The sequence below is a fragment of the Myxococcus sp. AS-1-15 genome (assembly GCF_020037055.1).
In the GTDB taxonomy this organism is placed as follows: domain Bacteria; phylum Myxococcota; class Myxococcia; order Myxococcales; family Myxococcaceae; genus Myxococcus; species Myxococcus fulvus.
Window position 1 is genome coordinate 286,562 of record NZ_JAIQDF010000004.1, and the last position, 14,094, is coordinate 300,655.

The 14,094-nt window shown below is 71.0% G+C and carries 7 protein-coding genes; 1 reads left to right on the plus strand and 6 read right to left on the minus strand.

The features are described 5' to 3' along the window. Positions 1-7: 7 nt before the first annotated feature. From K8625_RS14325 to K8625_RS14340, 4 genes are all read right to left on the minus strand, one after another. Entirely contained in the window at positions 8-3,673 is a 3,666-nt protein-coding gene (locus tag K8625_RS14325) for a UvrD-helicase domain-containing protein (protein WP_223783035.1), read from the minus strand. Further along, positions 3,670-6,909, minus strand: coding sequence for a PD-(D/E)XK nuclease family protein (locus tag K8625_RS14330; RefSeq protein ID WP_223783036.1), 3,240 nt, complete (start codon positions 6,907-6,909; stop codon positions 3,670-3,672). The genes K8625_RS14325 and K8625_RS14330 overlap by 4 nt, the downstream gene beginning before the upstream one ends. Before the next feature lie 195 nt (positions 6,910-7,104). Beyond that, entirely contained in the window at positions 7,105-7,908 is an 804-nt protein-coding gene (locus K8625_RS14335; RefSeq protein ID WP_223746734.1) for a GNAT family N-acetyltransferase, read from the minus strand. A 32-nt stretch (positions 7,909-7,940) separates the two neighbouring features. Further along, positions 7,941-8,936, minus strand: coding sequence for a LysR family transcriptional regulator (locus tag K8625_RS14340; protein ID WP_223783037.1), 996 nt, complete (start codon positions 8,934-8,936; stop codon positions 7,941-7,943). Positions 8,937-9,044: 108 nt separating this feature from the next. On the opposite strand from K8625_RS14340, the gene K8625_RS14345 reads away from it, so the two are divergent. Continuing rightward, positions 9,045-10,106: an SMP-30/gluconolactonase/LRE family protein gene (locus tag K8625_RS14345; RefSeq protein ID WP_223783038.1), complete on the plus strand. Its 1,062-nt coding sequence runs from the start codon at positions 9,045-9,047 to the stop codon at positions 10,104-10,106. Between the two features lie 47 nt (positions 10,107-10,153). Here the strand turns inward: K8625_RS14345 and K8625_RS14350 are convergent, their stop codons facing one another. Continuing rightward, positions 10,154-11,746 carry an FHA domain-containing protein gene (locus K8625_RS14350; RefSeq protein ID WP_223783039.1) on the minus strand — a complete coding sequence of 531 codons (1,593 nt, stop codon included), beginning with the start codon at positions 11,744-11,746 and terminating at the stop codon, positions 10,154-10,156. 3 nt (positions 11,747-11,749) lie between these two features. Then, the gene (gene trxA / locus K8625_RS14355; RefSeq protein ID WP_223783040.1) at positions 11,750-14,056 is read right to left on the minus strand and encodes a thioredoxin; all 2,307 of its coding nucleotides are present in this window, start codon (positions 14,054-14,056) and stop codon (positions 11,750-11,752) included. Positions 14,057-14,094: the final 38 nt, after the last annotated feature.

The following is a 14,094-nucleotide window of genomic DNA, read 5'->3' on the forward strand; positions in this document are numbered from 1 at the left end:
CCGCCGCTTAGCACGCGGGAGGGGCCGGGTGACAGTGTTCCGAGAAGCCACAATGCAGGGCCTGGCAGGTCGCCCTCTCTCGTCCCACCCAGGCGCCACGCACCTCCCCTCGGGCCAGGGCCCGCGTCGCGTCCGCGAGCCGCCTGGCGGCCTCCTCGGGGCGCGCCGCGTCCGCCCGCCACTCGGGCTCCGGGCGCTCCTCCCCCAGGAAGACGACGCCCACACGCACGGGGACGCCCGCTCGCACCATCCGTCGCGCCGCCAGCTCCAGCGCGTCCAGCTCGTGGGCGTACGCGGCCGCTCCCAACGGATGCCGTCCGCCCGACTTGTAGGTCACCACCACCGCCTCGCCGCGAGGTGACTCCCAGAGGACATCCATCTCACCCTCCAGGGAGATGCCCTCGTCCACCACCAGGCTGAAGGCCAGGCCCCGGTGCACGCCGCGCGGCGGGGACTCCGCCAGCATCCGGGCGAAGTCGGTGGCGAGCCAGCGCTCCGCCGTGCCCAGGACCGCCTCCATGCCCGGGTCCTCCGCCAACGCGCCCGCCTCGCGCAGCAAGGCCTCCAGGTGCGCGCGGCGCTCCATGACGTCCACGTCACGGGCCGAGCACAGTCGCAAATCAGAGGTGCTCAGCAGATGGCGCACCAGCTCCGCGGGGCTGCGTTCAGGGAGCCAGCCCTCCGGCTCGACGACGAGCGGGGTCTCTCGCGGCGCCACCTCCCACGGCCACGGCGCGCCGCGCAGTCCCAGGCGGTGCACGTAGTGGAAGCGGCGTGGACAGGTGATGAAGTCCTGCACGGCGCTCACGGGCGCGCTGAGGGACGCCGCTGACTCGGGCAGGTCCAGCGTGCCGCCGCGCACGCGCAGCAACGCGGCCTCGACACGGGCCTCCGCGCGCGCCAGCGCCTCAGGTCCCGGCGGCTCCGGGTCCCTGGGTGGAGGCAGCTCGTCCACGTCCACGTCCGTGACGAGCTCGCGCGTGGTGACGTCCTCCAGCCGGGCGTCGACGAGGTGCCACCACGAATCCTTGCCCGCACGTGGCTCTTCTCCACCGGAGAGCACCAGCAAGTCCCTGGCGCGGGTGAGCGCCACGTAGAGCAGGCGGCGATACTCGGCGTCCTCGCGGGCCTTGAGCTCCTGGCGCACCGCCTCGAAGCGGTTGGACGTGTAGCCGTCCAGCGAGTCGGGCACCCAGGGGCGCAGGGCGATGCCGTGCGAGCGCTCGAAGTGCGCGCGGGCGGAGGTGCTCCGGCGTCGACCGCCCATGCCGGGCACGACGACGATGGGCCACTCCAGGCCCTTGGCGCGGTGGATGGTGAGCAGTTGCACCGCGCGCGGGTCTCCGGCGTCGAGCAGGTCCGCCTGGGCTTCGTTCGGGGAGGACTCGGCCAGCATGCGCAGCTCGCGGGCGAAGGCCACGCACCCGCCCGAGCCCCGCTCGTCGCGACGCGAGGCCAACGCGAGCAGCTTCTCCACGTTGGCGCTCGCCTGCTCCGCATAGGGAGAGCCCGCGAGCGCCTCGCGGTAGCCCGTCAGGTCCAGCGCGGAGAGCAACAGCTCCCTCACGCCCAACCGGTCCCGCTCCCGGCACAGCGCGGGCAAGGCCTCCAGGAAGGTCTTCAGGCGCTGACGTTCACGCTCCGGCAGGGTGGCGAGCACCTCGTCGTCCGTCAGTCGAGGTGACGCCAGCGACAACGGCTGCTCCCCGGCGAGCAGGAACAAGGTCGCGTCCGACAGGCCCACCAGCGGCGAGCGCAGCACGGCGGCGAAGGCGAGCGCGTCCTCCGTGTCCGCCAGCAGCGCCAGCAGCGAGGCCAGGTCGAGCACCTCCTGCGCGCCGTAGAACCCTCGTCCACGCAGCACCCGATGCGGCACACCGTGGCGGATGAGCGCCTGCCGGTACACCTCCAGGTGCGTGAAGGTCCGGAAGAGCATCGCCACGTCGCCACCGCGCGCGGGACGTGAGCCCTCGCCATCCTCGCGAGCCACCGTGGGGAGCGCACCGGGCGCGAGCAGGATGCGCAGCCGCCTCGCGGTGCAGTCCGCGTCCAGCCATCGCAGGTCTCCGGCGGTCTCCTGCTCCTCCAGGTGGAGTCGCTCCACCACGGGGGCCTCGGTGAGCGAGGCGCGCACGGGTGACAGGTCGTCCTCCTCGGGGACGTAGACGACCTCGAACGGACGGGGCGCGTGCGCATCCGCCGCCACCAGCACCCCGGCGAAGGCGTGGTTGAAGAAGGACAACAGGCCCGGCACCGAGCGGCGGTTGTGCTGGAGGAAGCCGCGCGTGCCGCCCTCCTCCTCCACCTTCTTCGACAGCAGCGTGAAGACGGAGACGTCCGCGCCACGGAACTCGTAGATGGACTGCTTGCGATCTCCCACCGCGCAGAGGAACGCGGGCTCCAGCGGCAGCGCGGACGGCAGGTCCATCTCCGGCGTCAGCTCGCGAGGCCCCCCCTCGCGCTTCTCCGCGAGCAGCAGCACCAGCTCCAACTGGAGCCGGTTGGTGTCCTGGAACTCGTCCACCAGGAGGGCGCCCACGCGCTCCTGCACCTGCCGGCGGAACTCGGGATGGTCTCGCAGCAGGTCGCGCGCCTTGACGAGCAGCGAGGTGAAGTCGAACACGTTGCGGCGGGCGAACTCCGCGTCGTGCCGGGTCTCCACGCGCCCCAGCAGCTCGCGGAAGGTCTCCTCGAAGGGCGCGGTGTGCCACGCGGCCCACGCATCGACGAGCATGCGCACCGAGCCGTCCGTCTTGCCCTTGTAGATGCGCCAGTACAGCTCGCGCACCGGCCCCGCGGCGCCCTTGCTGAGCCGCGCGATGTTGCGCGTGTCCGTCGCGAAGCAGGCGCGCAGCCACGGGTAGCGGTCTCCCTTCTGGAAGTTCTCCGCCGTCATCCCGTTGAGCGCCTTCTCCAGCGCACCCACCAACTGGCTCCACTCGCCCTTGGCGTCCAGCGCTCGCACTTCCATGCACAGGCGCAGGCACTCCTTCAGCGCGTCGTCGAACTCCTCGCGGGCCTGCGCCACGTCGGCCACCGCCGCGGAGGCCGCGCGCAGCCCTTCCTCGCGCAGCTTGCCGTAGACCGACACCAGCGCGGCGACCAGACCATCCGAGAACCCGGAGCCGGAGAACCCCAGCTCCTGACACAGCTCACGCACGCGCGCGTCGCCCGCCTCCAGCGCATCGAGCACGACGCGCTCGCACACGTCCTGCACGAGACTGGACGCCTCGAGTTCGTCGAGCACCTCGAAGCTCGGGTCGATGCCCACCGCCGGTGGCGCGCGTCGCAGCAACTGACCGCAGAGCGAGTGGAACGTGCCCACCGTGGCCGCGCCCATCTCCTCGCGCAGCTGGCGCCACGCCTCGGGCAACGGGAACGGGCGGTCCAGCCGGGAGAGCGAGGCGCGCAGCTCCACCTCCTGGTCCAGCTTCGCCTCGCCCTGCGCCAGCCCGTCCAGACGCATCCTCAGGCGCGCGCGCATCTCCGCCGCGGCCTTGTCGGTGAAGGTCAGCATGCACAACCGCGCGGGGCGTAAGGGGCCCCCCGCCTCGCGCGCGCCCGCGAGCAGGTGCAGCGTCATCGTCACCAGGCTGTACGTCTTGCCCGCGCCGGCGCCCGCCATGAGCGCCAGGTTGCGCTCCAGCGCGAGGATGGAAGGGGCCGTGCTCAACTCCCCTCCTCCGTCATCCGCCGCTCGGTGATGCGGCACACGGCGCGGAAGCCGCAAGAGCCACAGTCCTGCGGCCGCGCGGCGAACTGGCCCTCGCGCAGCGTGCGCACCAGCGACTCCACGGCGTTGGGCAGGTTGCGCCCGCCTTCCTTCTCCGCCACCTTCGCGCGCACCTCGGGGTCCGTGGACAACAGCTCGTCCAGCTCCTGCGCGGGGACCACCTCCGACAGGTGGATGGTGTTGCCCGTGCGCAGCGAGAACCACGCGGCCTGGCTCGCGTTCTGGTGGCCGCTCTCGCGCGCGGCGAAGAGGTACAGCGGCAGCTGGAAGTCGGATGTGAGCAGCCGCTTCTTCAGCTCGTTCTTGTCCAGGCGCCCGGACTTGTAGTCGATGACACCCACCTCCGAGCCGGACACGTCGAGCCGGTCGATCTTCCCCTCGAAGACGATGGCGTCACCGTCGATGGGCAACATGACGTGGCGCCACCGGTCGTCCTCGGCGGCGGGGCCGAACTGGAGCTCGAAGCCCTCCGGCACCATCCGCTCGAAGGGCAGCCCGCGCCGCTCATCCACCAGGATTCGACGCGCCATCGCCCGCGCGCGCTCGTGCGCCAGCTTCCACAGCGCGGGGTGCCCCACGTGGTGGAACTTCTCGAAGTGCGCCACCGCGGACTGGAGCGCGGAGTCCAGCACCTCCTCGGGGATCTCCTCCGGAGCCTTGCCAAGCAGTTGGTGCTGCTTGAGCGATTGGAAGACCTCCTCCACGACGCGGTGCCAGAAGGTGCCGCGCCCGCGCGCGTCGAACTCCTCGCCCGGGCGGTCCGGCTCCGTCACCTTCAGGCCGTACGTGAGGAAGCCCTGGAAGCCGCAGTTGCCGAAGCGCGCGAGCGCGGACGCGGACAGGGGCCGCGTCAGGTCGAAGCGGAAGGCCTCGCGCAACGACGCGCGCATCGTGTTGGCATCCACCGAGCCCGTGTACTTCCCGGGCTTGCGGTCCGGCTCCCCGAAGAAGTGCAGCCGCTCCACCTCCACCAGCGATAGCTCATGTGCGCCCGAGTACCAGGCCTCCCGGTCGAAGCGATGCTTGAGCCGAGACGCCGCCGGGTCCGGCTCGGTGACGCGCAGCTTTGGATGCGCCAGGACCTCGAGCGCCACGCAGCGCCGCAGCTCCGACTCGGTAAGCACCTCGTCTAGCGGCGGGATGGGCGGCAACGAGCGCGGCGTCCACTTCAGCGCGGTGAGCCGGCGCACCTCCTCCAGGAACGAGGACGGCACCTGCTCCTGTCCACCCGCTCCCTCCACCGCGAAGGACAGGCTCAGCGTCTCCTCCGCCGCGGCGAGCGCGCTGGCGAACAACAGGCGGTCCTCGGTGAGCCGCCACGCCGCGCGGTCCTCGAACTCGCCGCCGGTCAGTCGGAACACGTCACGGCCCAGGTGCTGATTGAGCGCCGAGCGCTCCGCGTCCGCGAGCAACGGCGAGGGCACATCCCGTCCCGGGAAGCGTCCCTCGGTGAGCCCCGCGATGAAGAGATGACGGAAGGAGCGTCCAGGAACCTCCGCCGCCTCCAGCACCTCCACCGCAGCGCCCCTGGGGCCTCGCGCGGGCAGGTACGCCTCCGACATCGCATCGCGCAGCCATCGACCGAACGTGCGCCGACGCAGCACCGGGCCACCGCCCACCGCCTTCATCGTCCGCAGCAGTCCCTGGACGCGCTGCCGCAGCGCCTCGCGCGCGGCCTCGTCTCGCGACCGCGCATCCAGCGCCCGCTCCGCCAGTCCACCTTCCGCGCGGGACTCCAAGGGCCCCTCGGAGTCCATCAACCCCAACTGCTCCACCACGTGCCACCACGCGGCCAACTGTTCAGCAACGGGCGCCTTCTCGGGAATGCGCCGGCAGGCATTCAGCAACAGGCCGCAGCGTTCACGCAGCACCCGCACCGACTGGATGCGCGCGCTGCCGTCCTTCTTCTGTGCGCCCTGGAGCGCCTGGAGACGACGCGCGAGGCCTTCGAGGCGCACGTCGTAGGCACCGCGTCCTCGCAGCGCGCCCAGGCGGTCGTCCCGCACGGCGGCCAGCGCGAAGAGGCTCGCCGGCGACTCCGGACCTCCGCGCGACAGGAGGTGCGCGTAGCGACTGCCCACCAGCTCCGCCACGCGCTCGGCGGGGAAGCCGTCCTCCACCAGCAGCGGCAGGTCCAACGCCAGACGCACCGGCCCGGCCAACGAGAGCGGCTCGCCCCAGGGCAGTCGCACCGGCACGCCCAGCTCACCGAGCGACTCGGCGAGCCACCCCGCCTCCGCCCCCAGCTCACGGTATGCAATCGCGATGTCCGACGGCGCGGCCCCTTCCGCGATGAGCCGGCGCACGTCCCTGGCCACCAGTCGCGCCTCCTCGCGCGCCGTGGCCGCGCTCCACACGCGAGGCTGGGTCTTCGCGTCCTCGAGCACATTGCGCGGCGCCCGGGGCGAGAAGGCGAAGCGCCCCAGGTCGATGAACGGCCGGGACTCGAAGGTGACGTCCGCCTTGAAGAGGTCCACGTGCGGCATGGACTCGCCGCGGTTCTCGAAGGCGCGGAACAGCGAGGCCAGGGCCGCGTCCGCGACCGGCGAGCCACCCACCGGCGTCTCCACCCGGAGCGTCACGCGTCGCGACTCACACGCCGCCGCCAACGCCAGCAGGAGCTCCAGGCCGGACGGGCGCACGTCGTAGACCCCGTGCAGCACCAGCGTCCCCACGCCGTCCCAGCTCACCGGCCATGCACCCCGGCCCAGCGCCTCGCGAGCCCCGCGCAGCACGTCCTCGCGGTCCGCGAGCCCCAGCTCCGCCAGCTTCTGCTCGTACAGGTGATACAGCCGGGCGAGCACCCGCACGTGCTTCTGCCGCTCGGGCGGGAGGACCTCCACCGCGTCCTGGAGCTCCCGGGGTGACAGGCGCCCGGCCTTCAGGTCCAGCACCACCTCCAGCCCCGCGCGCGCGAAGGCCGGCTCCCGGACGTACTCTCCGAAGTGCGTGTTGCCCAGCTGCGGCCCCAGCGAGGACATCACCGCGCGCGCCAGCACCGCCGGGCACGGACGCCGGTTCAGCTCGCGAGCCCCGCCCAGCGCGACGAGCAGCTCCTCCCAGGTGAGCAGGTCCCGGCCCACCGCCAGCCCCCGGGCGTTCCCTTCCGCGCGCAACGCGGCCTGACGCCGGCCGGCGTCGGGGAACACATGGAGGGTACGGACGGGGCGGGCCATGGATGCGTGGAGTCTAGAACGACCGGACGGGTCGCTTTCATGCTCGATTCCTCACTCCGCGCCCAGTGTGTTCGTGAGCCCGCCTGCCTGCCCACCTGTTTCCCACGGTTGGCCCGCGAACCGGACCTCCTTGACCGGCTTACCCAGAAGCCCTGGAGCTTCCGGGTGGCCCTTGCGCCCTGGAGCGGGTGCGCGTCAGAAGGTGTGCGCCAGTTCGAGCTGCGAGAGCGCCGGGTAGGTGAAGCCCTCGCCCAGGAAGAAGCGGTCACACAGGCCCTCGGGGACGATGGCGCTCACCGCCAGGGGCTTGCCGGGATGCGCGGCGGCCAGGGCCCTCAGCAGCCTCCTCCCGGCGCCCTTTCCTCGGGCCGAGGGCTCCACCACCAGCGAGCGCAGACCGAGCGTGGGCGCGGCGACATCCGCCACCACCGCGAAGGCGGGACCGAGTCGGAAGGCCTTCGCCGGGGACGACAAGCCCATCACCGTCGCCGCGTCGAGCTGCCATGGCAGGCCCGCGGGCAGGAGCTTCGCACACTCGCGCGGGTCCACTTCCTCCAGCGCTCCGGGCTCAGGCGTCGGCGTCCCCGTGAAGCCCACCAGTCGCCGCATGCGTCGGAAGCCCAGGCGCTCGTAGAGCTTCACCGCGGGCGCGTTCTGCTCGATGACCTCCAGCACCATCCGCGCATCTCCGCGCGCTCGTGCGGAGTCCAGCAAGGGACGCAGCATCTCCCCGCCCAGTCCCTGCCCTCTCCGGCTGGGAACGATGCCCATGCCCGCGACCCGGCTGACGTTGCCCCGTCGCGCCATCAGCACGAGCCCCACCGCCTCACCACCCACGCGAGCGACCCGGCTCTCCGTCAACGAGATGTGCTCGCTTCGCACGCGCGCATCGAAGGCTTGCGGCGCATCGGGCACCGGGACGAAGTAGCCCTCGAAGGCGCGCGCGAACAGCGTGGACAGCGACAGGAAAGACCCCTCGGACGCGGGAACGAGGTCCATGGCAATCGGCTCCGAAGCCTGAGGCTCGCGATTCATTCCACGCCACGCTGCCGCAGCGACACCCCGCCGGCAACCCCTTGCTTCCGCGCCCGACGGGGCCTCTTTGCTCCCGAGCGCTCCCAGGGTTCACCCGCCAGTCGCTCCGCGAGGAAGTCGACGAACACACGCGCCTTGGGCGCCACCAGTCTGCTGGGAGGATGCACGGCGAACAGGCCCACCTCCGGCAGGGCCCAGTCCTCCAGCATGCGGATGAGCCGGCCCGTCCGCAGGTCCTCATCCACCAGGAACGTGGCGAGCGCCGCGACACCACAACCGCCGAGCGCGGCCAGCCGCAGCGCCTCCGCGTTGTCCGTGCGCAAGACGGGATGGATGCGCACGGTGGTCCGCTCCACGCCACGCACCAGGGTCCACGTCTCTCCGTCCTGGAAATGGGAGAACTGGAGACACGGATGCGACGCGAGGTCAGCGGGCTGGGCCAGCGCCTCGCGGCCCCTCGGATAGCGCGGAGCCGCCACCAGGAATCGACGAATCGTCGCCAGCCGTCGAGCCACGAGGCTCGAGTCCGGCAGCGCGCCAATCCGAATGGCCACATCGAACTCCTCCTCGACGAGGTTGACGTAGCGGTCCTGGAAGGAGAGCTCCAACGTGATGCGCGGATAGCGGCGCATGAAGTCCGGAACGAGCGGCGCGATTTGACGCTGACCGAAGAGATTGGGCACGGCCACGCGCAGTCGCCCTCTCGGCGCTCCTCCGTAGCCGGACACCAGGGCATCCGCCTCTTCGAGGCGCTGGAGGACATCCGTGCATCGCTCCAGATACAGGGCGCCCGCCTCCGTGAGGGAGACCCGGCGCGTCGTGCGTCTCAACAACGCGGCGCCGAGCGCGGCCTCCAACCGAGCGACCCGTCGACTCAGCGTGGACGCGCTCACCCGCAGCTCCCGCGCCGCGTCCGCGAAGCTCAGCGCGCGCGCCACGGCCGAAAAGGCCAGCATGTCCTCCAGCCGATCTCTCAACTCCAAGCGCTCCACGCCTCCCTCCGATTGTTGCATCTCGCGCACGAGTGTCGTGCCCGGCGCCCCGATGATGCCGGGTCGCTCGCGGGCTATGCACCACGCGTCCTCCTGGGAGTCCATCTCATGTGCCCACTGCCGCTCGCGAGTGTCTTGTCGACGCTGCTGCTCACCACCTCCCCCGCGACCCCGCCGCACTCGAAGGCCCGCGCTTCGGGTGCCGTGACACCCGCCTCCGCGAGCACCACGCCCGGCCCGCATGGCTTCGAGCGCATGTCGCTCCCCTCGGGCTTCACGGTGCCCAACGGCATCGCCGTGGATGACCAGGGGACGCTCTATGTCGGCTCCGTGGCGGATGGCCGGGTGCTCCGACGTGTCGCTGGCGGTGACTGGACGGAGTTCTTTCCGGGCTCCGAGCAGGTGTTCTCCGTGACGAGCCTCCGTCTGGACGCGCCTCGAAACCTGCTGTGGGGGACGTCTCCCGACGCCATGGGACTGCTGAGACCCCAGGGCGTCGCGGGTGGACGGGGGGCTCGCGTCTTCGCGCTCGACGCTCGCTCGGGCGCGCTGCTCAAGGTCATCCCGCTTCCCGCGGGCACGCTCGGCAATGACCTCGCCGTGGCTCCGGATGGCGGCCTGTATGTCACGGATAGCCACCGCGCCGCCGTGCTGTACCTCCGGCCCGGCAGCGAGGCGTGGGAGACGTGGGTGATGGATCCACGCTTCAGCGCTCGCGGCCCCGGGATGAGCGCGGTGGGGCCAGCGGGGATCGCGCTCGCGCCCGATGGAAGCACGCTCGCCATCAACACCTTCGGCCCAGGTCGGCTCTTCGTGATTCGTCCTGGAGCCAGGGGACAGGGTCCGAGCGTCCGTGAAGTCTCGCTGCCGCGCCGCCTGGAGAATCCGGACGGCATGCGCTTCGCGCCAGACGGACGCCTGCTGCTCGTCGAGGGCGCGACACAGAGCGGCGACGGGCGGCTCGTCCGTATCGACGTCCTGGGCAAGTCCCGGGGCGCGAAGGTCCTGGAGGTGCTCGCATCGGGGATGGAGTCCCCGGTGAATCTCACCGTGTCCGACGAGGGGACGGTCTGGGTCACCGAAGCGAGACTCCGCGACCGCATCCTTCGAGGTCCGGAGGCCGCATTGCCCCAGGTCTTCTGGGTCGCCTCGCTGCCCCTTCCCCGCTGACACCGCCTCCACGGACGTGACGTCCGTGGAGGCGGAGAGGGGCCGCGTTACGACTCGGTGGTCAGCGAGAAGGTGATGCGGATGCCGCCCAGCAGGTACTCCTCGCCATCGGAGACCTGACGGCGCGCGATGCGCGTGTTGTCGAACCAGGTGCCGTTCGAGGACTTGAGGTCCTCGATGAAGACCTCGTCGCCGTCGCGCAGGATCACCGCGTGCTCACGCGAGACCCTGGCGGACTTCACCATCAGGTCCGCGCTGGGACCCCGGCCGATGATGAACCGCTCGCGAGCGACCAGCACCGGCTCGCCATCGTCGAGCTTCACGTGCACCTTCAGCTCCGGCGGAGCCTGCACGATGATGGTCTTGTCCGGCTTGCCCGCCGGCGCCTTCGGCTCGGGCTTCGCCTCCGTCACCAGGTCGGAGGAGTCTTCGTCCACGAACGCTGGCTCGGCGGAAGCTGCTGCCGCCTTGCCGACGGCGGGCTTGCCGACCGCGGCCTTGCCTGCGATTGCATTGGCTGGGATTGGCTTGCCTGCCGCCGCCTTGCCTGCGGCCGGCTTCGCATCCTCGTCTGCATCGGAATCGTCGTCCGAATCCCCGTCCGCATCGGAATCGTCGTCCGAGTCCTCGTCGGAATCGTCGTCGCCGGAGTCCTTCTCATCCGCGTCGCCATCCGAGTCCTCGTCGGAATCGTCGTCGCCGGAGTCCTTCTCATCCGCGTCGCCATCCGAGTCCTCGTCATCGTCCGAGTCCTCATCGGAATCGTCGTCCGAGTCGTCATCGGAACCATCGTCCGAGTCCTCGTCGGCATCGTCATCGGAATCGTCGTCCGAGTCCTCGTCGGCATCGTCATCCGAGTCGTCATCGGGCTTCGCGTCGACGGGCTCGACCAGACGGTCGACGTCACCCACGATGTCTCGGACGCGCGCGGCGACAGCTTCGCGCAGTTCGGCCTCGTCGACCGTGGGCTCCTTCTCCGTGGCGGGCTCGTCCTCGGAGTCCTCGGAACCCTCCGCTTCCTCGTCGTCGGAGTCCTTGGCGCTTCCGGCGGCCTTCGCCTCGGCACCCTCCGCGTCGTCGGCCCCGGGAGTTCCTTCGTGCTCCCCGGTCTTGGACTCTTCTTCGTCGGTGTCCGCGAGCGCGACGACCGGAGGCGGCTGAACCTCCACCGACTGGTCCACGGCGCGCACTACTTCGCGAACACGCTCGGCGACCGCTTCGGACTCGGCGCCCTTCGGAGCCTCTACCTCAGCGGACTCATTGGCCACGTCCGCGACCTTCGCGGAGGCAGGTGCCTTCATCGGAGGCACCGTCGCGGGAGGTGTGGCCACCGGCTCCGCTGCCGCTGGAGCAGCAGTCACCGCGGGCACTGAGACGGGGGCGCTGACCGCGGGCGTCGCCACTGCCGCTGGCGTCGCCACGGGCGTCCGCGCGACCACAGGCGCGGCCACCACGGCCGGCGCGCTGCCCGTCTCGGTGAGGCTCACCTGCGTGGGCTGGATGAACCCGAACTGCCGCGCGAGCGAGAAGAGCGCCTGATTGACGAGGACATCGCGGTCCACGCCCATCTCGCGGCTCATCGTCTCCAGCGCCTTCCACAGCGGGTCGGCGATCTCGACCTGTCGAGGCGTGCGGTTCATGGCTCAGCTCCCCCTCAGGTTGTCCTGCCAGGGCGAAACGTTGTGGCTGTCCGTCAGCCAATAGAACATCGCCTGCATCTCCGCATAGTGCTGCTCCGCGATGCCCAGGAGGTTCGGGTGCAGGGCGTCGATCTCCACGCCCGCGAACTCGAAGCCCGCCGCGCCCGACGCCTGCGCGCCACGGCCGCCCGTCACCTTGCGGTCCCGCACCCGCCAGTGTCGCTGGCTCGACATGCCCGCCGCCTGTCCGAAGTCCGCCGGAGGCGCCACCTTCTTCGGCAGCACCACCTTCGACTCCCCACAGGCCCACAACAGCCACGTGAGCGCGTTCCAGTCTCCACGCGCCAGCCGGATGAGGTCCGGCAGGCCCATGCCCGCCACGCTCAGCGTCTCGTCGACGGAGACCGAGTCCTCCCCAACCTCCACCTCCTCCTCGGCCAGCTCCACCGGCCCCGCCGGCAACAGGGCGGACACGTCCGGCGGCATCCACGGCAGCACGGCGCCGGGCTTGAAGCGCCCCAGCAGCGCGGCGCGGACGAGCTGCAGCCGCGTGGCGTACTTCTGGACGATGCGCACGATGGCGTCGAGCGTCTGCGCGGGCTTCTCCGGCAGGTCCTCGTAGGTCGACACCGGCTTCTGCTTCGCCGGCCAGAAGTCGAACACCGGGAACAGCGCCCGCGCGTAGGTCCCCAGGAACGTGGCCGTCCCCGGCTCCGCCTTCGCCAGCGCCTCCGCGTCCTTCAACGCGTGTGCGTCCATGCCCATGTTCAACAGGACGAGGCCTCGGGTGAAGAGGAACGCCGTGCGCTCCGGAGCGACCAGCAGCGCCGCGTTCACGAAGTCCAGCGCCGCCCTCGGCCGGTCCAGCTGGTCCAGCCGCACCGCATGGGCCCGCAGCAGCATGCCCGCGTCACCACCGCGCACCAGCGTCTCCGCCAGCGCCGAGCTGGAGTCCGCCGCGTTCTGCAGCGCCTCGCCCGCCGTGGCCTTCGCGTTGTCCGGCGTCCTCGGCAGCGCCACGCGCTCCATCAACTCGAGGAACGGCGCCACCTGCTGGTCCATCGCCACCGAGCGCGCCAGCGCCAGGAGCGCCTCGCGGTGCTTGCGCGCCGCCACGCACGTGGCCGCGTACTCACGCCAGGCCTCCGCGCTCCGGGGCACGTTGGAGAAGACCGGCGACGCCGACAGCTCCGCCTCCTCCTGCGCGACGCCCAGGTCCCGCGTCAACACCACCTGCCGGTCCGCGTCCAGCAGCGTCCACGTCCCACAGGCCACGTCCTGCTCGTACCGGCCCTCGTCGAACCTGACACGCGGGTCCAGGTACTCGTCCTTCGCCAGCGAGCGATAGGCGCCGTGGCGCTGCCCCTCGACGAACTCGCCCTCCCACAACAGCTGGCCGTCCTGGAGCCAGAAGCGCGCGAGCCCGTGGCGCTCGCCGTCGGTGTTCAGCTCGACGTGGGACCACTGGTTCAGGTCCTCGCGAAGCTCCGCCTCCAGCGGGATTCCCTCGGGACGGTCGGGGTACGGCTCGCCGGTGGACGGCACCACGCGGCGGTCCTGGCCGTCATAGTGCGTCACGCCGGTGACGCGGCCGTGCTCGTACACCATCACCGTCTTGCGAACGAGCGTGGAGACCCCGTTCTCGTGCATGCGCTCCGTGGTGAACTTCTCGGACGCGTACCAGGTGCGCGGCCCGTGAAGCTCCCCCTTCACGAAGTCGCCGTCCTGGGAGACCTCACCGCTCTCGTGGAAGCGCTTGAAGGGGCCGTGGGGCTTGTCGTTCTCGAAGCTGCACTCGTTGCAGAGCGTGCCGTCCGCGCGCCAGTACTTGTAGGGCCCCTGCTTGCGCCCCTTGGGGTCCGTGGCGCCGTACACCCATTCGCTGTCGCCCTCGTCCCACGTCGCCTCGGGGTGCACGCCGGGCGGGACGATGCCCTGCTCGGTCAGCTTCTTGTTCTCCTCGGCCTGCTTCGCGTAGGCGACGTCCAGCGTCTTGAGCGACTTGACCAGCGCGTCCAGCCGGCCCGGCGACATGGCTCCACTGGAGCGGTGCACCACCGTGCCATCCTTGAACGCCATCAGCGTGGGGATGGACTGGATCTGGAACCGGCCCGACAGCTCCTGCTGCGCCTCCGTGTCCACCTTGCCGAACACGACGTCCGGGTGCTTCTCCGCGGTGGTGGCATAGGTCGGCGCGAAGTTGCGGCACGGGCCACACCACTCCGCCCAGAAGTCCACCAGGACCAACCCTGGCTTGCCAGTCATCTGTTCGAAGGTCTCGGCCGTCAGGTCGACGGGGTGCGTACTCACGATGAAGCCTCGGATGCGAATGGGAGTCGGACGCTTGT